Annotated in this window: 21 protein-coding genes and 1 tRNA gene; 4 read left to right on the top strand and 18 right to left on the bottom strand. The window is 62.8% G+C overall.

All coding sequences use genetic code 11. The annotated features are described in order from the left end of the window. Window positions 1-36: 36 nt before the first annotated feature. From mutT to secA, 4 genes are all read right to left on the bottom strand, one after another. On the bottom strand, window positions 37-483 hold the full coding sequence (gene mutT / locus AC1DNF_RS05840; RefSeq protein WP_478147608.1) for an 8-oxo-dGTP diphosphatase MutT: 447 nt from the start codon (window positions 481-483) through the stop codon (window positions 37-39). Between the two features lie 8 nt (window positions 484-491). After that, window positions 492-1,361: an ATP-binding protein gene (locus tag AC1DNF_RS05845; RefSeq protein WP_478147609.1), complete on the bottom strand. Its 870-nt coding sequence runs from the start codon at window positions 1,359-1,361 to the stop codon at window positions 492-494. Between the two features lie 79 nt (window positions 1,362-1,440). After that, on the bottom strand, window positions 1,441-2,670 hold the full coding sequence (gene argJ / locus AC1DNF_RS05850; protein WP_478147610.1) for a bifunctional glutamate N-acetyltransferase/amino-acid acetyltransferase ArgJ: 1,230 nt from the start codon (window positions 2,668-2,670) through the stop codon (window positions 1,441-1,443). A gap of 22 nt (window positions 2,671-2,692) precedes the next feature. Continuing rightward, entirely contained in the window at window positions 2,693-5,470 is a 2,778-nt protein-coding gene (secA, locus tag AC1DNF_RS05855) for a preprotein translocase subunit SecA (RefSeq protein WP_478147611.1), read from the bottom strand. Between the two features lie 189 nt (window positions 5,471-5,659). On the opposite strand from secA, the gene AC1DNF_RS05860 reads away from it, so the two are divergent. Continuing rightward, window positions 5,660-5,965 (top strand): hypothetical protein, encoded by a 306-nt coding sequence (locus AC1DNF_RS05860; RefSeq protein ID WP_478147612.1) that lies wholly within the window; start codon window positions 5,660-5,662, stop codon window positions 5,963-5,965. 11 nt (window positions 5,966-5,976) lie between these two features. Here the strand turns inward: AC1DNF_RS05860 and AC1DNF_RS05865 are convergent, their stop codons facing one another. After that, complete coding sequence (locus AC1DNF_RS05865; protein ID WP_478147786.1) at window positions 5,977-7,212, bottom strand: MFS transporter; 1,236 nt, start codon at window positions 7,210-7,212, stop codon at window positions 5,977-5,979. A 122-nt stretch (window positions 7,213-7,334) separates the two neighbouring features. Between AC1DNF_RS05865 and AC1DNF_RS05870 the strand changes: the two genes are divergently transcribed. Next, a complete protein-coding gene (locus AC1DNF_RS05870; RefSeq protein WP_478147613.1) occupies window positions 7,335-8,279 on the top strand; it encodes a LysR family transcriptional regulator in 945 nt (314 codons plus the stop codon). A 44-nt stretch (window positions 8,280-8,323) separates the two neighbouring features. Here the strand turns inward: AC1DNF_RS05870 and AC1DNF_RS05875 are convergent. The 6 genes from AC1DNF_RS05875 to petA form a co-directional block, all read right to left on the bottom strand. Continuing rightward, window positions 8,324-8,399: transfer RNA gene (locus AC1DNF_RS05875), tRNA-Thr, on the bottom strand. 59 nt (window positions 8,400-8,458) lie between these two features. Beyond that, window positions 8,459-9,019, bottom strand: coding sequence for a ClpXP protease specificity-enhancing factor (locus AC1DNF_RS05880; RefSeq protein WP_478147614.1), 561 nt, complete (start codon window positions 9,017-9,019; stop codon window positions 8,459-8,461). A gap of 18 nt (window positions 9,020-9,037) precedes the next feature. Further along, window positions 9,038-9,649: a glutathione S-transferase N-terminal domain-containing protein gene (locus AC1DNF_RS05885; protein WP_086920943.1), complete on the bottom strand. Its 612-nt coding sequence runs from the start codon at window positions 9,647-9,649 to the stop codon at window positions 9,038-9,040. Between the two features lie 91 nt (window positions 9,650-9,740). Continuing rightward, window positions 9,741-10,496, bottom strand: coding sequence for a cytochrome c1 (locus tag AC1DNF_RS05890; protein WP_478147615.1), 756 nt, complete (start codon window positions 10,494-10,496; stop codon window positions 9,741-9,743). A gap of 16 nt (window positions 10,497-10,512) precedes the next feature. Further along, entirely contained in the window at window positions 10,513-11,913 is a 1,401-nt protein-coding gene (locus tag AC1DNF_RS05895; protein ID WP_478147616.1) for a cytochrome b, read from the bottom strand. Between the two features lie 13 nt (window positions 11,914-11,926). Continuing rightward, window positions 11,927-12,544, bottom strand: coding sequence for a ubiquinol-cytochrome c reductase iron-sulfur subunit (gene petA / locus AC1DNF_RS05900; protein ID WP_478147617.1), 618 nt, complete (start codon window positions 12,542-12,544; stop codon window positions 11,927-11,929). 164 nt (window positions 12,545-12,708) lie between these two features. Between petA and mscL the strand changes: the two genes are divergently transcribed. After that, entirely contained in the window at window positions 12,709-13,137 is a 429-nt protein-coding gene (gene mscL / locus AC1DNF_RS05905) for a large conductance mechanosensitive channel protein MscL (protein ID WP_478147618.1), read from the top strand. Here the strand turns inward: mscL and pdxA are convergent. Together pdxA and AC1DNF_RS05915 are read right to left on the bottom strand one after the other, a co-directional pair. Then, window positions 13,124-14,194 (bottom strand): 4-hydroxythreonine-4-phosphate dehydrogenase PdxA, encoded by a 1,071-nt coding sequence (gene pdxA / locus AC1DNF_RS05910; RefSeq protein WP_478147619.1) that lies wholly within the window; start codon window positions 14,192-14,194, stop codon window positions 13,124-13,126. The two genes, mscL and pdxA, sit on opposite strands and share 14 nt — an antisense overlap. Further along, a complete protein-coding gene (locus tag AC1DNF_RS05915) occupies window positions 14,191-14,964 on the bottom strand; it encodes a Nif3-like dinuclear metal center hexameric protein (RefSeq protein ID WP_478147620.1) in 774 nt (257 codons plus the stop codon). The genes pdxA and AC1DNF_RS05915 overlap by 4 nt, the downstream gene beginning before the upstream one ends. 272 nt (window positions 14,965-15,236) lie before the next feature. Between AC1DNF_RS05915 and AC1DNF_RS05920 the strand changes: the two genes are divergently transcribed. Beyond that, a complete protein-coding gene (locus tag AC1DNF_RS05920) occupies window positions 15,237-16,397 on the top strand; it encodes a S1C family serine protease (RefSeq protein WP_478147621.1) in 1,161 nt (386 codons plus the stop codon). Window positions 16,398-16,438: 41 nt separating this feature from the next. Here AC1DNF_RS05920 and tatC read toward each other — a convergent pair whose 3' ends face one another. From tatC to AC1DNF_RS05945, 5 genes are all read right to left on the bottom strand, one after another. Further along, the gene (gene tatC / locus AC1DNF_RS05925; protein WP_478147622.1) at window positions 16,439-17,236 is read right to left on the bottom strand and encodes a twin-arginine translocase subunit TatC; all 798 of its coding nucleotides are present in this window, start codon (window positions 17,234-17,236) and stop codon (window positions 16,439-16,441) included. A 60-nt stretch (window positions 17,237-17,296) separates the two neighbouring features. Continuing rightward, entirely contained in the window at window positions 17,297-17,755 is a 459-nt protein-coding gene (gene tatB / locus AC1DNF_RS05930; RefSeq protein WP_478147623.1) for a Sec-independent protein translocase protein TatB, read from the bottom strand. A gap of 9 nt (window positions 17,756-17,764) precedes the next feature. Continuing rightward, window positions 17,765-18,001: a Sec-independent protein translocase subunit TatA gene (tatA, locus tag AC1DNF_RS05935; RefSeq protein ID WP_478147624.1), complete on the bottom strand. Its 237-nt coding sequence runs from the start codon at window positions 17,999-18,001 to the stop codon at window positions 17,765-17,767. A gap of 66 nt (window positions 18,002-18,067) precedes the next feature. Next, window positions 18,068-18,427 carry a histidine triad nucleotide-binding protein gene (locus AC1DNF_RS05940; RefSeq protein ID WP_478147625.1) on the bottom strand — a complete coding sequence of 120 codons (360 nt, stop codon included), beginning with the start codon at window positions 18,425-18,427 and terminating at the stop codon, window positions 18,068-18,070. Beyond that, window positions 18,417-18,806: a DUF4870 family protein gene (locus tag AC1DNF_RS05945; RefSeq protein WP_478147626.1), complete on the bottom strand. Its 390-nt coding sequence runs from the start codon at window positions 18,804-18,806 to the stop codon at window positions 18,417-18,419. The genes AC1DNF_RS05940 and AC1DNF_RS05945 overlap by 11 nt, the downstream gene beginning before the upstream one ends. Between the last annotated feature and the right edge of the window lies 1 nt (window position 18,807).

Here is an 18,807-nt window from a genome sequence, read left to right on the forward strand (position 1 = left end):
CATAGAGGAACGCCGGCGAACGCGCTCCGGATGAAATCAGGGCGCGTGCGCCCGCAGCCCCCGCTCCTCCGCGAGCCACCCGAGGACCGGTAGCGCGCCAGGCAGCACGGGTGTCACCTCGAGCGGCAGCTGCTGCCAACGCATCGCTTGGCCTTCGCGCATCTCGAACTGGCCGCTCCAATGCCGGACTTTGCACCAATGCAGGCGCACCAACGCGTGCGGGTAGTCATGCTCGGTCGTCTTCCAGACTTCCGCACCGGCAATCTCGATGCCGAGTTCCTCGTGCAACTCGCGCCGCAGCGCCTGTTCGATCGTCTCGCCGAGCTCGATCTTGCCGCCCGGAAATTCCCAATAGCCCGCATAGGCCTTGCCCTCAGGACGCGTCGCGAGTAGCAGTGCGTCATCGTCGCGAATCAGGATCCCAACCGCGACTTCCGTGTGCTTGCGCTCATCCGTCGTGCCACGGACCGTGGTCTTGGACATATCGTTCATCAGGCGCGTCCGGCGTAGTCCCGCGCGAACTGGTAGGCCACGCGACCGCTGCGAGAGCCCCGCTCCAGCGCCCACACGAGCGCCTCCGCACGCGCCGCCTCGATCGCGCTTGCATCGACACCGAAGGACGAGAGCCACTGCGCGACGATCGTCAGGTACTCGTTCTGACTAAAAGGATAAAAGCTGACCCACAGGCCAAAGCGCTCGGACAGCGAAATCTTTTCCTCGATGACCTCCCCGGGATGAACCTCGCCATCCTCGGTGTGGGTGTAGCTCAGGTTGTCCTTCATGTATTCGGGCAGCAGATGGCGCCGATTGCTGGTCGCATAGATCAGCACATTGGGTGTCGCCGCTGCGATCGAGCCGTCGAGGATCGACTTCAGCGCCTTGTAGCCTGGCTCTCCCTCGTCGAAACTGAGGTCGTCGCTGAACACAATGAACTTCTCAGGCCGCTGCGAGACGACCTCGACGATGTCAGGCAAGTCGGTCAGCTCGGCCTTGTCGACCTCGATCAAACGCAGGCCCTGAGGCGCATAAGCCTGCAAGCAGGCTCGGATGAGCGATGACTTTCCGGTGCCGCGCGCGCCGGTCAGCAAGACGTTGTTGGCCGGCTTGCCCTCGACGAACTGGCGCGTGTTGCGCTCGATCTTTTCCTTTTGAAGGTCAATCTCCTTCAAGGCATCGAGTGGCATTGCCGCCACGTGGCGCACGGGCTCCAGCGTGCCATGGCCCGAGCTCCGGCGACGATAGCGCCAGGCGATCGAGGCGTTCCAGTCGGCGGGCGCAGCAAGCGGCTGAGGAAGGATCGACTCGATTCGGTTGATCAGTTGTTCGGCGCGCTCGATCAGCCGTTCGAACTTCTCATTCATCGAGGCGACCGCCCGGCCGCCCGATGGGCGATGAGTCCCCCCGGTGGGGGCAAGGAACAAGATGAGCTCGGGGACGGCATCATGATCTGTAGTCGGCGTTGATGGAGACGTAGTCGTGGCTAAGGTCGCAAGTCCAGACCGTATCGCTCGCAACGCCACGGCCAAGCGCGATGCGCACGGTGATCTCGCTTTGCTTCATCACTCGCTGTCCGTCTTCCTCTCGATAACTCGGGTTGCGACCGCCCTTGACTGCCACGTGCACCTCATCGAGGTAAAGATCGATGCCGGTCTGATCCAAGTCCACGATGCCAGCGTATCCGACCGCCGCCAGGATGCGCCCCAGGTTGGGATCGCTCGCGTAGAACGCCGTCTTGACCAGCGGTGAATGTGCAACCGCATACGCCACCTGGCGACACTCGGCGGCATCGCGGCCACCCTCGACGCGGATGGTGATGAACTTTGTTGCGCCTTCACCGTCGCGCACGATGGCTTGGGCAAGTTGGCGCGCGACGTTCTGCATCACCTCCAGCAAGGCCCGCCCGTCGGCGGATTCGAGGGAGGTGATGACATCGTGCGCGGCCTTCTGCGTGGCAATCACGACAAAGGAATCGTTGGTCGAGGTGTCGCCGTCGATGGTGACGCGGTTGAACGAAGCATCCGCGAGCGCCTTGGCGAGCGGCTGGATCAGAGAGGGGTCGATCCTGGCGTCGGTCGCCATGAATCCGAGCATGGTGGCCATGTTCGGCCGAATCATGCCTGCGCCCTTGCTGATGCCGGTGACGGTGACCGTCGCGCCACCGATCGAAAGCTGCTGGCTGAAGGCCTTGGGGACGGTATCCGTTGTCATGATGCCCTCGGCCGCCCGCGCCCAGTTGCCGTCCGCGGCATCCGCCAGGGCGGCCGGCAAACCTGCCTCGATCCGATCGATCGGCAACGACTCCATGATCACGCCGGTGGAAAAGGGCAGGATCTGCTCAGGCGCGACGTTCAGCTTGCGCGCCAACGCGATGCACGTTGCCCGGGTGCGCGCCAAGCCGTCTTCACCGGTGCCGGCATTCGCATTGCCAGTGTTGATCAGCATCGCCCGGATGCCGAAGTTCCTGGAAAGGTGGTCGCGGCACACCTGCACCGGCGCAGCGCAAAAGCGGTTCTGTGTGAACACGCCACCCACAGCGGCGCCTTCGTCGATCAACACCACCGTCAAGTCCTTGCGGTTGGCCTTGCGCACGCCTGCTTCGGCCACGCCGATGCGAACGCCAGGCACCGCATGAAGCGCGGCGGGGTCGGGAGCGGAGAGATTCACGGGCATGAAGATGTTCGTCCTGTGCGTTTCAGCTGAGCTTGCCGTGGCAATGCTTGAACTTCTTGCCGCTGCCGCAAGGGCAGGCATCGTTGCGGCCGACGCGCGCGAACGCAGCGGCGCCCGCGCTCAGACCTGCGCCAGCCTGTCGACGCAAGCTCTCCTCGTCAACCCGGACCTCGACTTCGCCCGTTTCGGTGGGCGCGGTATAGGTGATGTTGGCAAGGTTTTCGCCACGGCTCTCCATGGCCTCCGCTGCCTCCTCGAGTTGCTCGCCGGATTGCACGCGCACCGTCATCAGCTGACGCGTGACTTCGTTCTTGACCGAGTCCAGCAGTTGACCGAAGAGCTCGAAAGCCTCGCGCTTGTATTCCTGCTTCGGCTGCTTCTGCGCATAGCCTCGCAAATGGATGCCCTGGCGCAGATAGTCCAGCGACGCAAGATGCTCACGCCAGTGCGTGTCGATGCTTTGCAGCAGCACCATCCGCTCGAACTGAGTGAAATTTTCCTGGCCGATCAGCGCAACCTTGGCGTTGAATGCCTCATTGGCAGCGGCGACAATCTTCTCGACGATATCCTCGTCGCCCACTGCCGCGGCGGCCTCCACGTCCTTCCGCAGCGGCACATCGATACCCCACTCCTCGCTCAACGATTTCTCGAGGCCGGCAAGATTCCACTGTTCCTCGACCGACTCGGGCGGCACGAACTGACGAACGAGGTCCGTGAAACAGCCCTCCCGCAGCGCCTCGATCTGAGCCGTCAGGTCGCTGGCATCGAGGATGTCATTGCGCTGCTGGTAGATCACCTTGCGCTGGTCATTCGAGACGTCGTCGTACTCGAGCAATTGCTTGCGAACGTCGAAGTTGCGTGCCTCGACCTTGCGCTGTGCGCTCTCGATGCTGCGCGTGACGATGCCGGCCTCGATGGCCTCGCCGTCCGGCATCTTGAGGCGGTCCATGATCGCCTTCACGCGGTCGCCGGCAAAAATGCGCATCAAGGGATCGTCGAGGCTCAGATAGAAGCGCGAAGACCCCGGGTCGCCTTGGCGGCCAGAGCGTCCGCGCAGCTGATTGTCGATGCGGCGCGACTCGTGGCGTTCGGTCGCGATGATGCGCAAGCCGCCGAGCGATTTCACGAATTCGTGGTCCTTGTCCCACTCGCTCTTCAGACGCGCGATCTCGGCCGCTTTGGCCTCACTGTCCATCGCCTCGTCGGCCTCGACAGCTTCGATCGCCTTCTCGACATTGCCGCCCAACACGATGTCGGTGCCGCGGCCCGCCATGTTGGTTGCGATCGTGATCATCTTGGTGCGCCCCGCCTGCGCCACGATCTCGGCTTCGCGGGCGTGCTGCTTCGCGTTGAGGACCTGGTGCGGCAAGCCCGCCTTGGCGAGCAGGCCGTCGATGATTTCGGAGTTCTCGATCGACGAGGTTCCGACCAGCACCGGCTGGCCGCGTTCATAGCACTCGCGGATATCCTGGATGGCCGCCTCATACTTTTCGCGCGTGGTCTTGTAGACACGGTCCAGTTGGTCTTCGCGCCTGCTCGGACGATTCGGCGGAATGATCATGGTCTCCAGACCATAGATCTCCTGAAATTCGTAGGCCTCCGTGTCGGCCGTGCCAGTCATGCCCGCAAGCTTGGCGTAAAGGCGGAAGTAGTTTTGGAAGGTGATAGACGCCAGCGTCTGGTTCTCAGCCTGGATCTCGACGCCTTCTTTCGCTTCGACAGCCTGGTGAAGCCCATCGCTCCAGCGGCGGCCCGTCATCAAGCGACCGGTGAATTCATCGACGATCACCACTTCGCCCTGCTGCACCACGTAGTGCTGATCGCGGTGGTACAGATGCCGTGCGCGCAATGCCGCATTCAGGTGATGCATCAAAGTGATGTTGGCCGGGTCGTAGAGCGATGCGCCTTCCGGCAGCAGCTTGAACTCCGACAGGATCTGCTCAGCCTTTTCATGCCCTTCTTCCGTCATGAAGACTTGATGCGTCTTTTCGTCGACCGTGAAATCCCCCGGCTTCGTGACGCCCTCTCCGGTGCGCGGGTCCGCCTCGCCCTCCTGCTTCGTGAGGAGCGGAACGACCTTGTTGATCGCGAGGTACAGCTCCGTGTGGTCCTCCGCCTGACCACTGATGATCAGCGGCGTACGAGCCTCATCGATAAGAATCGAATCCACCTCGTCGACAATCGCATAGTTGAGCCCGCGCTGTACACGATCCCGCGTCTCGTACACCATGTTGTCGCGCAGGTAGTCGAAGCCGTACTCGTTGTTGGTGCCGTACGTGATGTCGCTGCCGTAAGCCTGCTGCTTTTCCTCGCGCGGCATCTGCGGCAGGTTGATGCCGACCGTCAGCCCGAGGAAGTTGTAGAGGCGCCCCATCCATTTCGCATCGCGACTGGCAAGGTAGTCATTGACCGTGACCACATGCACACCCTTGCCGGACAAGGCATTCAGGTAGACCGGGAGCGTGGCAGTCAGGGTCTTGCCCTCGCCGGTGCGCATCTCGGAGATTTTGCCGTTGTGAAGCGCCATGCCGCCGAGCAACTGCACATCGAAGTGCCGCATTTTCATGACTCGCTTGGAAGCCTCGCGCACCGTGGCGAACGCCTCCGGCAGCAAGTCGTCCAACGATTCGCCGCGCCCGATACGCTCCTTGAACTCCTGTGTCTTGGCGCGCAGCGCATCGTCATCGAGCTTCTCGAAAGACGACTCCAGCGCATTGATGCGATCAACCGTCTTGCGATACTGCTTCAGAAGCCGGTCATTGCGACTGCCGAAAATTTGGGTCAGGAAGTTGGTGGCCATGAATGGAGGTTCGACGGGCGCCCGACGCTTCAGGCGTTGCGAACGAATTCCCTAAGATATGGTGAAGAGCAGTTGGGTGCCAGTTGGCTGCATTCCCCGCAAAAACAAGCGGGGGCAGCAAGAGGCCCTGCCCGGCGAGAACGCCGGCAAACCAGGCATTTTAGCCATCTTGCGTTACGCTCATCGGTCATGACCCGCAGCTCCACCCCCTTCACGCTTCAGCAGGCCGCCGACGGCTCCCCGACCCTCGCTGGCCTGCTCGCTCGTGCGCGTGATGCGAATGAAAGATTGCAGGCAATCGAGGGATTGATCCCGCTGGAAATGCGCGCGGCCGTGAAGGCTGGGCCAGCCGAAGGCGATGTTTGGTGCCTGCTCGTACTGGGTAGCGCCGCCGCCGCCAAGCTTCGCCAGTTGGTCCCGACGTTGATCGCGCGGCTCAATGCCAAGGGCTGGAAGGTCGCGACGATCCGAATCAAGGTCCAGGCGCGACGCTGAACTTGCGAGGTTCAACGATCCGTCGCGTGGGGCCATACCCTGACCATCAATGCGGCAACAGCTGATGCGGTGCTCAGACCGGTTACCGCAATCCAGCCCCATTGTGCGAGCAGCAGCGCGCCGAGCGCGGACCCCGCGGCCATCCCGACGAACATGCAGGTGAACAACACTGCGTTGAGTCGACTGCGAGCGCCGGGATCGATGCTGTAGACGATGGTCTGGTGCGCAATGAGGGTCGCCTGCATGCCGAGGTCGAAGCCGATGGCGCTCGCAACGAGCAGCCACAACTGAGCATGCGGCAGCATGAAAGGAGTCAGGAACATTGACGCGAAGGACACCACGACCAGCCCGGCGCCGAGCCGGGTAACCACCTCCGGCCCGCGACGGTCGGCCATGCGACCTGCGATGGGTGCGGCAAGTGCGCCTGCGGCGCCCGCCAGCCCGAAGGCACCCGCGGCCGCAGCGCCAAGATGAAACGGTTGGCCGTGCAGCATCACGGCCAGCGTCGACCAGAAGGCGCTGAAGCCCACCGACAGCAATCCTTGCGACCAACCCGCACGACGCAACCCGCCGTGACGCTTCCAGAGCTGGCCCAGCGACCCAAGCAGCGCGCCATAACTCACATGCGTGGTCGCCTTGAAGCGCGGCAACCCACGCCAGGCCGCAGCGGCAATCACCGCGATGCTGGCAGACGCAGCCACGAACATTGCGCGCCAGCCGTAATGTTCGGCAACGAAGCCGCTGACGACACGGGACAGGAGGATGCCCAGCAGCAACCCCGTCATGACCGTGCCGACGACCTTGCCGCGACTGGTGTCGGGCGCCAGGGTGGCGGCGGCGGGCACGATGTCCTGCGCCATCGTGGCGGAGAGACCGATGACTAGGCTGGCGGCGAGAAGCGTGCCGACGGAAGGGGCAGCACCTGCGAGCAGCAGCGCAGCGCATAGCACTGCCGCCTTGACGAGAATGATGCGGCGCCGATCATATCGGTCGCCCAATGGCGCCAGGAAGAGGATGCCGAGGGCATAGCCAAGCTGCGTCAGGGTCGGAACGAAGCCGGTGGCGCGGGTGGACGCGCCGATATCGGCGGACAGGACGCCGAGCATGGGCTGGCTGTAGTAGAGCGAGGCTACGGCCAAGCCGGCACCGGTGGCGAGGAGAAGCACCAGTGAGGTTGGCAAGGCAGGCGCCGATGCGACGTCGGTTTGTATTCCGGCCGTCGCATGCGCAGGTTGAATGGAAGACATGGCGTTAACCCTTATTACCCAAAAGCAGAGATGGGAGTGTGAGCCCCTGCGTGGATCGGCGGTAGTAGCGCGAGCCGCAGAACATCTATGCGCTACCCGCATAAAACGAGCCCATATCCATCATGGTCACAAGCTCTCCACCACCCCCCGCAGCCGGCGCATCGTCCGACCGCATCGAGTTGATGCAGACATTCGTGCACATCGTCGAGGCCGGCAATCTTTCTGCCGCTGCGGAACGGATGGGAACGAGCCAGCCCACTGTGAGCCGTCGCCTGCAGGCACTTGAGCGCTCGCTCGGTCTGCGGCTTCTGCGCCGGTCTACCCACGAAATGAAGCTCACCGAGGACGGCGAGCGTTGCTTCGAGCGCGCCAAGGAATTGCTCACGAGCTGGGATGCCTTCGAGGCTGACTTGCGCGGTGCTGGCGACGAACCCGAGGGCACGCTGCGTGTGGTTGCACCGCACGCATTCGGCCAGCAGCTGCTCGTCGGGCCGCTGGCCACCTACTTGCGGCGCCACCCTCGTGTGAATGTCGAATGGCTTCTGCACGATCGAAGGCCTGACTTCATCGCCGAGGGTGTCGATTGCGCCATCCAGGTCGGCGAGGTGAGCGACCCGGCGGTCGTGGCCCAGAAACTCTCCGAAGTACCGCGCATCGTAGTGGCTGCGCCCTCGGTGCTGGCTGGCCAGACGACGCCTTCGCACGCATCGGATCTCGCCGCCCTGCCCTGGCTGGCGTTGCGCACCTACTATCGCACCGAGATCCTGCTGACGCATTCACCGAGCGGCGAAACCTGCCGTGTGCCGATACGGCCGCGGATGAGCACTGACAGCCTCTATGCCTTGCGCAGCGCCAGCGTCATGGGCCTCGGCGTTTGCATAGGGTCGAGCTGGCTCTTGGGTGACGATCTGGCACGGGGGCGGCTGGTCCAACTCGTGCCGCAATGGCAGGCTGCACCACTGCCGGTTTACCTGAGCTACCCGCATGCACGCTTCTATCCGGCCAAACTGCGCCGCTTCATCGACGTGATCCGGACAGCCTTGCCTGCAGCGCTCGGCGATGCATAGCCGGATACGCTGGCGCGACAGTTGGAGGACTCGAGATTATGTGATGGTGCCGCTTGTCGGAATCGAACTGACGACCTACCGCTTACAAGGCGGTTGCTCTACCAACTGAGCTAAAGCGGCGGGGTGTGTGGATTTTAGCGGTGAGGCCGAGACCTGTTGCGCAACCAACGAAATGCTGTCTACTTGATGCGTTTGAGCGAGGGGCGTGTTCCGCCGCTCGTTGGGGGCTTCGGAGGATCCTCGGGATCCGTGGGCGGTCCGTCGGCCTCCATGGCTTCTTCTCCGTCTTCGCCGGTCACCAGGTGAACAACCTTGCTCGCGTCGCCCTCGGCCCCCCTGGACGCATCACGCAGTGGCGTGCGCGGTTGCACCCCTGCAGGCGTGACGACCGAAGCGCCGGCGCTGCCATCGGCTGGCACCGGTGCGGGAAAGGCCATTCCCTGACCATTCTCGCGCGCATAGATCGCAATCACGCGGCCCACCGGCACGCTGATCTCGCGGGCCGTGCCTGCGAAGCGGGCCTTGAACTCGATGAAGTCGTTACCTAGCTTGAGCGAACTCGTCGCATCGAAACTGATGTTCAACACGATCTCGCCATTCTTCACGTACTCGCGCGGCACCTGGACGGTGTCGTCGACCTGCACCGCCACGTACGGCGTGAAGCCGTTGTCGGTGCACCACTCATAGAGCGCCCGAATCAGGTACGGGCGGGTGGAAGAGGACTCGAGCGCGTTGATCATGACCGGCAGTGTCGCAATTTACTTGCGCATGACCTTCTCGGACGGCGTCAGCGCTTCGATGTAGGCAGGGCGCGAGAAGATGCGCTCAGCATACTTCAGGAGCGGCGCCGCATTCTTGCTGAGGTCGATCCCGTAGTAATCGAGGCGCCAGAGCAGCGGTGCGATCGCGACATCGAGCATCGAGAAGTTGTCGCCCAGCATGTATTTGTTCTTGAGGAACACCGGTGCCAGTTGCGTCAGCCGGTCACGAATGTGCGCGCGCGCCTTCTCGAGCGCCTTCTCGTTACCCTTGGCGCTACGGTTTTCCAGCGTGGAAACATGCACGAACAACTCCTTCTCGAAATTGAGCAGGAACAGGCGCACGCGGGCGCGATCGACAGGATCCCCCGGCATCAGTTGCGGGTGCGGGAAGCGTTCGTCGATGTACTCGTTGATGATGTTCGACTCGTACAGGATCAGGTCGCGTTCGACCAGGATCGGAACCTGGCCGTAGGGATTCATCACACTGATGTCTTCGGGCTTGTTGTAGAGATCAACATCGCGGATCTCAAAGTCCATGCCTTTCTCAAACAGCACAAAGCGGCAACGATGGGAAAAAGGGCAGGTCGTTCCTGAATACAAGACCATCATGGCGTAAGGCTCCTAAAAATCAAAAAGAGTGGGTCGCCTTGGCAACCCACTCTGCGGGACCAGGCGCGCGAAGCACCCGATCGGCATCGAATTACTTGACGTCTTTCCAGTACGAGGCATTCAGGCGCCATACGAAGACCACCGCCATCACCAGGAACAACAGCACCCAGACACCGACGCGCACGCGCGTATTCTGTGCGGGTTCGGCCATCCACTGCAGGTAGCTCACAAGGTCGCCAACGGCCTGGTCGTACTGCAATGGCGTCATCTTGCCGGGCGTGACCTGCTCCCACCCCTTGAACACTTCGGTCTCATGGCCGTGGGCTTCGACCTTGTCGAAGACCGGGCGGCGATCACCCTGCAATTCCCACATCACATGGGGCATGGCAACACTCGGAAACACAAGGTTGTTCCAGCCAGTCGCCTTCGTCTCGTCGCGATAGAAGGTGCGCAGATAGGTGTAGAGGTAGTCTGCGCCGGTGCCGCCATGACCAGCGCGCGAACGTGCAACCAAGGTCAGATCCGGAGGATTGGTGCCGAACCACTCCTTGGCTTGCCGCGGATCAATGTTGGCCTTCATGGTTTCACCGACCTTGTCAGTCGTGAACAGAAGGTTGTCCTTGATCTGCTGTTCGGAGATACCGAGGTCCTGCAGACGGTTGTACCGCATGAACGCAGCCGAATGACAGTTCAGGCAGTAATTGACGAACAGCTTGGCGCCGTTCTGCAGGGCAGCCAGGTCGTTCGTCTTGTTGGGCGCCTTGTCCCAGGCGAGGCCGCCTTCTTCGGCGTGCGCACCAGCCACGATGCCGAGCGCTGCAATCAAGGTGAGGATCAGTTTCTTCATTCTTGTTTTCTCCCGGTCAGTGCGCGGCAAAGGTGACGCGCTCGGGGACCGGCTTGAATTCGCCGAGGCGGCTCCACCACGGCATCAGGAGGAAGAAACCGAAGTAGAACAGCGAACCCACCTGCGACACCCGCTCTCCAATGGGCGACGGCGGCTGCACGCCCAAATAGGCGAGCACCACGAAGTTGATCACAAAGACACCGTAGAGGTACTTGTGCCAGCTTGGGCGATAGCGGATCGACTTGACCGGGCTGTTGTCGAGCCAGGGCAGGAAGAACAGGATGATGACGGCACCGCCCATCACAAGGACGCCCCAGAACTTGGCATCGATCGACAGCATCATTGCAGCCACGACAACAGCCGCCACGACAATCACGCCCTTGATGAGAGCCGCGACACGCGCCTTCCAGACACCGAAGACTGCGGCACCCACCACGCAGGCGATGAGCGCATACATCATCTCGCTCGTGATCGCACGCAGCATCGAATAGAACGGCGTGAAGTACCAGACCGGCGCGATGTGATTCGGTGTCTTCAGCGAATCAGCAGGGATGAAATTGTTGTACTCGAGGAAGTAGCCACCTGCTTCCGGCGCGAAGAAGATCACAGCCGAGAAGATCGTCAGGAACACAACCACGCCGAAGATGTCGTGCACCGTGTAATACGGATGCGACGGGATGCCGTCCAGCGGATGACCATCGGGCCCGCGATTGGCCTTGATCTCGATGCCGTCAGGGTTGTTCGAACCCACTTCGTGCAGTGCGATCAGATGGGCGACCACCAAGCCCAGCAGCACCAGCGGCACTGCGATGACGTGGAAGCTGAAGAAGCGGTTGAGCGTTGCGTCGCTGACCACGTAGTCGCCTCGGATCAGAAGGGCGAGGTCGGGGCCGATGAACGGGATCGCGGAGAACAGGTTCACGATCACCTGCGCGCCCCAGTAACTCATCTGCCCCCAGGGCAGCAGATAGCCCATGAAGGCCTCTGCCATCAGGCACAGGAAGATTGCGCAGCCGAAGATCCAGATCAGCTCACGCGGCTTGCGGTAGCTGCCATAGATGAGCCCCCGGAACATGTGCAGGTACACCACGATGAAGAACGCCGAAGCGCCCGTCGAGTGCATGTAGCGAATCAGCCAACCCCATGGCACGTCGCGCATGATGTACTCGACCGACGCGAAGGCCTGCGCTGCATCTGGCTTGTAGTGCATCACCAGGAAGATGCCCGTCACGATCTGGATCACGAGGACCAGCATCGCCAGCGATCCGAAGATGTACCAGAAGTTGAAGTTCTTCGGCGCGTAGTACTTGCCCCACTGATCGTTCCAGAGTTTGGTCAGCGGAAAGCGGTTGTCGACCCAGTTGAGCAGCTTCTCGCCAGCGGGTGCGTTGGGGGAAATTTCCTTGAATTCAGCCATGTCGTTGTTCCTCTCAGGCCTTCTTCTTGTCGTCGCCGATCAAGAGGCGCGTGTCGGAGAGGTACATGTGCGGGGGCACAGGGAGATTGTCCGGTGCGGGCTTGTTCTTGAACACCCGGCCGGCCAGGTCGAATGTCGACCCATGGCACGGGCAGAGGAAACCGCCCTCCCAGCTGTCAGGCAGCGATGGCTGCGGGCCGGGCTGGAACTTGTCGCCCGGCGAGCAACCGAGATGCGTGCAGATGCCGACGACGACCAGCACTTCAGGCTTGATCGAGCGGCCTTCGTTGCGCGCGTATTCGGGGGTGAACTCGTCAGGATTGCGCTTCGACTGCGGATCAGCCAACAGGCTGTCCAGCTTGGGAAGTTCAGCAATCTGCGCGGGCGAGCGCTTGAGGATCCACACCGGCTTGCCGCGCCATTCGACGGTCATCTTCTCGCCGACTTGGAGGGCACCGATATCGACCTCGACCGGCGCGCCGGCTGCCTTGGCTTTTTCGGAGGGCTGAAAGGTGCTCACGAACGGAATGGCTGTTGCCACGCCGCCTACTGCGCCTGCACATCCTGATGCGATCAACCATGTCCGCTTGCTGGCGTCGATCCGGGGGCGGCCGGCGGTGCTGTCACTCATGGGGGTCCTCAATGTTCTTCGCTAGGGGCTTGGGTCAACCCGCGATTGTAGCGGAGCGTCACAAGCGAATTCAACGCGCCACAGCCGCGCACGCATGCGGCGCGCGACGATACGGCCTCTATACTGCCGCCGTCCGCACAACCAACACAGAAGAGGTGACAGACATGAGCGTTCTCAAGGAGTTCCGCGAGTTTGCCGTCAAGGGCAATGTGATTGATCTTGCAGTCGGCGTGATCATCGGTGCCGCCTTCGGCAAGATCGTCGATTCGCTGGTCGGGGACGTGATCATGCCGGTCGTCGGGCTGGTGTTCGGAAAGCTCGACTTCTCCAACCTCTATCTGGTGCTTGGCAAGGTACCGCCCGGCGTGGCCGACAACCTGGCCGATCTCAAGAAGGCCGGCGTCGCCGTGCTGGCGTATGGCAACTTCATCACCGTCGCGGTCAACTTCGTGATCCTTGCCTTCATCATCTTCATGATGGTCAAGCAGATCAACAAGCTTCGGAAGAAGGAACAGGCAGCACCGGCTGTTGCCGCGCCCCCAGAGGACATCGCCTTGCTGCGCGAGATCCGCGACAGCCTCAAGCGCCCCTGACAGCACCCACGAGCAGCGAACGGGCCATTCGCACCGCTTCCACCAGGCTGGATGCATCGGCCCGTCCCGTTCCCGCGATGTCGAATGCGGTCCCGTGATCAGGGCTGGTGCGAACCAGCGGCAAGCCCAGGGTCACGTTCACGCCTCTCTCGACGCCGAGGTACTTGACCGGAATCAGGCCCTGGTCGTGGTACATCGCGATCACCACGTCGAATTCACCGCGATCGGGTAGCTTGGCGCGCGCCCGCATGAACACCGTGTCTGGCGCGTGAGGCCCGTCGGCGTCGATGCCTTCCGCACGAGCGGCCTCGATGGCCGGCGCGATGATGTCGCGCTCCTCGGAACCGAACAATCCGCCCTCGCCGGCGTGCGGATTGAGACCCGCCACGCCGATCCTGGGAGAACGCCCCAGCACAGAGGAGAGCGCTCGATGCGCAATGCGCAGCGTCTGCAGCACGCTTTCGGTCGTCACCGCCTCGATCGCATCGCGAAGCGACATGTGGATGCTCACAAGCACGGTCCTCAGCTCATCGTTGGCGAGCATCATGCGCACCGGCACTTCGGCGAGAGGCCGGCCGAGATAAGCCGCAGCTTCGGCCTGCAAGAGCTCGGTATGGCCCGGATAGGGAAAGCCGGCCGCCGCCAGCGCCTCCTTGTGCAAGGGTGCCGTGACGATGGCCGCGATCTCGCCCCGCAGCGCCGCGCGCGCGGCCCACACGACACAATCGCCAGCCACGCGCCCCGCCGATGCGCTGATCTCGCCGGGGACGATGACGGCTTCAGGCGCATCGATCACCTGCAGCACTGGAATGCAACCCGGGGGAACAGCTGCGACCTGGGCCGGCTTCTCGATCACCGCGACGGGAAGCGCTGGCCGACCGGATGCGGCAAGGGCTTGCGCCGCTCGACGAATGATGCCCACGTCGCCTGCCACGAAGCACCCGCGCAGGATTGCTGGCGCGTCTCGAAAGGCCTTGACGATGATTTCGGGCCCGATGCCCGCCGGATCGCCCAGCGTGATCGCCACAGGCGTGACAGGGAAAGTTTCGCCGCTCACGCCGGATTGTCGATGTCGATGAACTCGTGAGCCACGCCGAGTTGCGAGGCCACGTGCGCGGCGACTGCGGGCGCGCCGTAACGCTCGGTCGCGTGATGGCCACAGGCCAGAAAGGCGACACCGAGTTCGCGTGCGTAATGAACCTGGGGTTCCGAGATTTCCCCGGTGATGAAGGCGTCGGCACCGGCGGCGATCGCCGCCTCGAAGTAGCCCTGCGCACCGCCCGTACACCAAGCCACGTTTCGGATGGGCCGGCGAGCGGCATCCACGAGCGTCACCGAGCGTCCCAGCACCTTCTCCACGTGGGCAGCCAAAGCCTTGCCGTCGTCGAAGCTCTCGCCGTCATCGCGCGCGCCCAGGAAGCCGAGTTCCTGATCGCCGAAACGGCCAGTCGCGCCGGCATGCGCGACCAAGCCCAGGCGAAGGCCCAGCTGCGCGTTATTGCCGAGTTCGGGATGCGCGTCGAGCGGCAAGTGATAGGCAAAGAGGTTGACGTCGTCGCCGAGAAGCAGGCTGAGCCGCTTTTTCATCCATCCTATCACGCGGCCGTCCTGGCCACGCCAGAACAGACCGTGGTGGACGAAGATCGCATCGGCCTCTGCATGGATGGCGGCCTCGATCAGCGCACAGCTCGCCGTCACACCCGAGACGATCTTGCGCACCGTGGTCCGCCCTTCGACCTGCAGTCCATTGGGCGCATAGTCCTTGAAGCGCTGGGGCGCGAGCAGCAAGTCGAACGCACTCAGAAGTTCGTGAGGGGTGGTGCTCATCGCGCCATTGTGACGCCGACTCGCGCAGCCCGCAGCGCTTGGCCGCGCGACGCGAGGGGCCACAGGGCATGGACACGCCAGGCACGCGCGCCCACGAGCGGCAACCGTTGCGACGATGGCCGCCGCGGGAAAACCCTGCCTGTCAGCAGATCTCCGCCGCCCGTACCCGGCCAGCAACATGCCCTTGGCGACCCAAGGGGACCATTGAGGGACAATTGCATTCATTGGCAATCGCTTCGACGGCGTCGCCCCATCTCTCTCGACCGATCCTCATGAAACGTACCTGGCTGCTGTTCACCCAAGCCGTGACCATCCTGCTCGCCGGCTATTTCGTCGTTGCCACGCTCAAGCCCGAGTGGATCGGCATGCGCGGGGCCCCACTCGGCGGCGTGGTCTCCGTCATCGAAGCGCCGGCATCGAGCCAAGCCATCGCGCCAGGCAGCTTGAGCGCAGCGGCCAAGAAGGCATCGCCGGCCGTCGTCAGCATCAACACCAGCAAGGCGGCGCAGCTCAGTCCGCGCAACGAGGACCCATGGTTCCGCTTCTTCTTCGGCGACCAGGGCGCAGCTCAGCCACAGATCGGGCTGGGCAGCGGCGTGATCGTGAGCGCCGACGGCTACATCCTCACCAACAACCATGTGGTCGAGGGCGCCGACGAAATCGATGTCACACTGAACGACAGCCGACATGCGCGCGGCAAGGTCATCGGCACCGATCCGGACACCGATCTCGCCGTCCTCAAGATCGAACTCGACAAGCTGCCGGTCATTGTTCTCGGCAACTCCGACGCGCTCCAGGTCGGCGATCAGGTTCTTGCCATTGGAAATCCCTTCGGCGTCGGCCAGACCGTGACGAGCGGCATCGTTTCGGCGCTTGGCCGCAATCAGCTCGGCATCAACACCTTCGAGAACTTCATTCAGACAGACGCGGCCATCAACCCCGGCAATTCGGGCGGCGCCCTGATCGACGTGAGCGGCAACCTCGAGGGCATCAATACTGCCATCTATTCCCGCTCGGGCGGCAGCCTGGGCATCGGCTTCGCTATTCCCGTATCGACCGCCAAGCAAGTGCTTCAGGACATCGTGAAGGAAGGCAAGGTCACGCGGGGCTGGATCGGCGTCGAGCCGAACGATCTCTCGCCCGAACTGGCGGAAACCTTCGGGGTGAAGGCGCGCTCGGGCGTGATCATCACGGGCGTCCTGCAGAACGGACCGGCAGCGAAGGCGGGCGTTCGCCCCGGCGACGTGATCACCGCTGTCGGCGACAAGGCCGTCGGGAATGTGCAGGAGTTGCTGACCGCCGTGGCGGGACTCAAGCCCGGCATCGCATCCCGGTTTGCGCTTCAACGTGGCAGCGACAAGATGGAACTCGACGTGACGCCGGGCCTGCGACCCAAGACCCCGGCCCGCCAAGCGCCCGCCGCAACCGAATAGGTCCAGAAGGGCCCTGCCCCCTCGGATTGCAGCGCCCGGGACTAGGCCGAATCCGCGCTTTCGCTTTCCTCGGGCGCCCTGCTGTGCTTGACGAAGTAGCGGGCCCCGATGATCCCGATCTCATAGAGCAGGCACATGGGAACCGCCAGCGCGAGCTGGGACACCACGTCGGGCGGCGTGAGAACCGCAGCGACGACGAACGCCACCACCACAAAATAGCCGCGGAAACTGCGCAGCTTCTCGATGGTGACCATCTCGAAGCGCACCAGCAGCATCACGACGATCGGCACCTGGAAGGCCACGCCAAACGCCAGATAGAGCGACAGGATGGCTTCCACGTACGAAGCGATGTCCGGCGTGGCCGCCACGGACGATGGCGTGAAGCGCTGGATGAAACCGAACATCTTGTCCAGCACGAAGAACTGAACGAAGGCGATCCCCGAATACGCCAGGAAGCTGCCGAAGATGATCAGCGGCAGGGCGAACTTCTTCTCGTGGCTGTAGAGACCGGGTGCGATGAACATCCAGGCCTGGTACATCAGCCAAGGCAGGGTCAGCAGCACGGAAGCCATCCCCAGCGCCTTCAGCGGAACGAAGAAGGGGGAGAACACGCCCACTGCGATCAGCTTGGCGTCGTGCGGCATGTGGTTGCGGATCGGCACGGCAATCAGGTCGATCAATCCGCTCGGACCAGGCCAGATTGCCAGCAATACGCCGGCAATGACCAGCCCGTAGACGCAATAGATCAGTCGGTCCCGCAGCTCCATGAGGTGCTGGACAAAGGGCTGCTCGGTGCCGGCCAGTTCGTCGTCTTTGTTCTTTTCGGGGGAATCGGCCATGTGGGGGCGCTGCGGGCGGACGGTCGGGGCGCGCTTCGCGCGGACGGATCGACGTTGCGGCTAGTTGATTTTTTGAGGACGGTAGCGCGCCACGCGCGCAGCACCCGAGAGCGCACGCGTGCGAACGCCGTTTCGGGCCTTGTACCACTGTGGCGTGGCGCCCTGCTTCAGGCGCCAGTTCTTGCGGGGATGCTTGTATTCGGGGAAGGACGGTGTTGGTTCTGAAAGCTCGGACAGCGTCTGACCGCTCTCGGAGAACTGCTTCTCGAAGTCACTCGCGCCCGACTGGATGCTCTGCTCGACGTCACGGGCAGCTTCCTGCACCGAGTCCTTCATCTTTCGGAACTCGTCGAGATCCATCGAGCGATTGACCTCTGCCTTGACGTCGTTGACGTAGCGCTGCGCCTTGCCGAGCAGCATGCCGACCGTGCGCGCGACGCGGGGCAGCTTCTCGGGCCCGATCACGATCAGCGCCACTGCCCCGATCAGCGCCAGTTTCGATATGCCGAGGTCGATCACGGATGCGGCTTAGGACTTTTGACGCGCTTCGACGTCGATGGTCGACTTGTCGGCCGAAGGATTGCCAGTCACTTGAGCGTTGGGCCCGACCGGCGTGTCGGGTGCCGAGCCGTCCTTCATGCCGTCCTTGAAGCCCTTGACGGCACCGCCGAGATCGGAACCCATGTTGCGGAGCTTCTTGGTGCCGAAGATCATCACGACGACGAGCAGCACGATGAGCCAGTGCCAGATGGAAAGTGAACCCATGGATTACTCCTGAAGAATGTTTGCAATTTTAGTCGGCGCGGGAAGCCATTCCCGCACCACTGAATATCAACCCCTGAGCCAGGGCCTGGGGCCACCCATGACGTGGACATGGAGATGGTGAACCTCCTGCCCGCCCTCGGCGCCGGTGTTGACGACGATCCGGAAACCGCCTTCCGGATACGGCCGGCAACCCTGCTCGACCGCCAGTTTCGGCGCCAAGGTCATGATCCTGCCAAGGAGAGCCGCGTCGTCGGGCGTGACTTGCGCCATCGACGGGATGTGGTGCTTCGGCACAATCATGAAATGGACTGGCGCCCATGGCGCAATGTCGTGAAAGACCAGGAGTTCGTCGTCTTCATAGACCTTGCGCGAGGGAATCTTGCCCTCGATGATCTTGCAGAAAATACAGTTCGGATCAGACGACATTGGCCGGCTCCATGGGGCGGCCCGCATTCATGCGCACCATCCCCTTGACGATGCGATAAAGGAACCAGATAGAAATCAAGGCCCAGGCAATCCAGCCGGGCAACAAGAACAGCAGCCAAAGCCAGGAGGTGAGCAGGTAGAGGACGCCCGCCCACAGCACCGTGCGGATGCGCCAGCTGAAGTGGGAGGCCTGCCACGAACCGGCCGCATCTTCGCGCTTGACCAGATCGATCACCAGCGCAATCACCAGCAGTCCTATGGACGCCTGCGCGCCAGGCAGCACGGCCCCGATCGCCACGGCCAGGTGCAGGATGTAGCTGACCCAGCCCCAGGTCTTGAGCGAGTCATCCGGTTCGACGGTCACGATGTCATTGGCCATG

The organism is Variovorax sp. 01T432 (assembly GCF_056398605.1).

Coding starts and splice junctions, on each gene's coding strand:
- AC1DNF_RS05880 (WP_478147614.1), bottom strand. CDS start 9,019: ATGATCAACGCGCTCGAGTCCTCTTCCACCCGCCCGTACCTGATTCGG.
- AC1DNF_RS05890 (WP_478147615.1), bottom strand. CDS start 10,496: ATGAAGAAACTGATCCTCACCTTGATTGCAGCGCTCGGCATCGTGGCT.
- AC1DNF_RS05860 (WP_478147612.1), top strand. CDS start 5,660: ATGACCCGCAGCTCCACCCCCTTCACGCTTCAGCAGGCCGCCGACGGC.
- AC1DNF_RS05945 (WP_478147626.1), bottom strand. CDS start 18,806: ATGGCCAATGACATCGTGACCGTCGAACCGGATGACTCGCTCAAGACC.
- AC1DNF_RS05865 (WP_478147786.1), bottom strand. CDS start 7,212: ATGTCTTCCATTCAACCTGCGCATGCGACGGCCGGAATACAAACCGAC.
- AC1DNF_RS05845 (WP_478147609.1), bottom strand. CDS start 1,361: ATGAATGAGAAGTTCGAACGGCTGATCGAGCGCGCCGAACAACTGATC.
- AC1DNF_RS05920 (WP_478147621.1), top strand. CDS start 15,237: ATGAAACGTACCTGGCTGCTGTTCACCCAAGCCGTGACCATCCTGCTC.
- tatC (WP_478147622.1), bottom strand. CDS start 17,236: ATGGCCGATTCCCCCGAAAAGAACAAAGACGACGAACTGGCCGGCACC.
- AC1DNF_RS05915 (WP_478147620.1), bottom strand. CDS start 14,964: ATGAGCACCACCCCTCACGAACTTCTGAGTGCGTTCGACTTGCTGCTC.
- mscL (WP_478147618.1), top strand. CDS start 12,709: ATGAGCGTTCTCAAGGAGTTCCGCGAGTTTGCCGTCAAGGGCAATGTG.
- AC1DNF_RS05870 (WP_478147613.1), top strand. CDS start 7,335: ATGGTCACAAGCTCTCCACCACCCCCCGCAGCCGGCGCATCGTCCGAC.
- petA (WP_478147617.1), bottom strand. CDS start 12,544: ATGAGTGACAGCACCGCCGGCCGCCCCCGGATCGACGCCAGCAAGCGG.
- AC1DNF_RS05885 (WP_086920943.1), bottom strand. CDS start 9,649: ATGATGGTCTTGTATTCAGGAACGACCTGCCCTTTTTCCCATCGTTGC.
- argJ (WP_478147610.1), bottom strand. CDS start 2,670: ATGCCCGTGAATCTCTCCGCTCCCGACCCCGCCGCGCTTCATGCGGTG.
- AC1DNF_RS05940 (WP_478147625.1), bottom strand. CDS start 18,427: ATGTCGTCTGATCCGAACTGTATTTTCTGCAAGATCATCGAGGGCAAG.
- mutT (WP_478147608.1), bottom strand. CDS start 483: ATGTCCAAGACCACGGTCCGTGGCACGACGGATGAGCGCAAGCACACG.
- tatA (WP_478147624.1), bottom strand. CDS start 18,001: ATGGGTTCACTTTCCATCTGGCACTGGCTCATCGTGCTGCTCGTCGTC.
- AC1DNF_RS05895 (WP_478147616.1), bottom strand. CDS start 11,913: ATGGCTGAATTCAAGGAAATTTCCCCCAACGCACCCGCTGGCGAGAAG.
- secA (WP_478147611.1), bottom strand. CDS start 5,470: ATGGCCACCAACTTCCTGACCCAAATTTTCGGCAGTCGCAATGACCGG.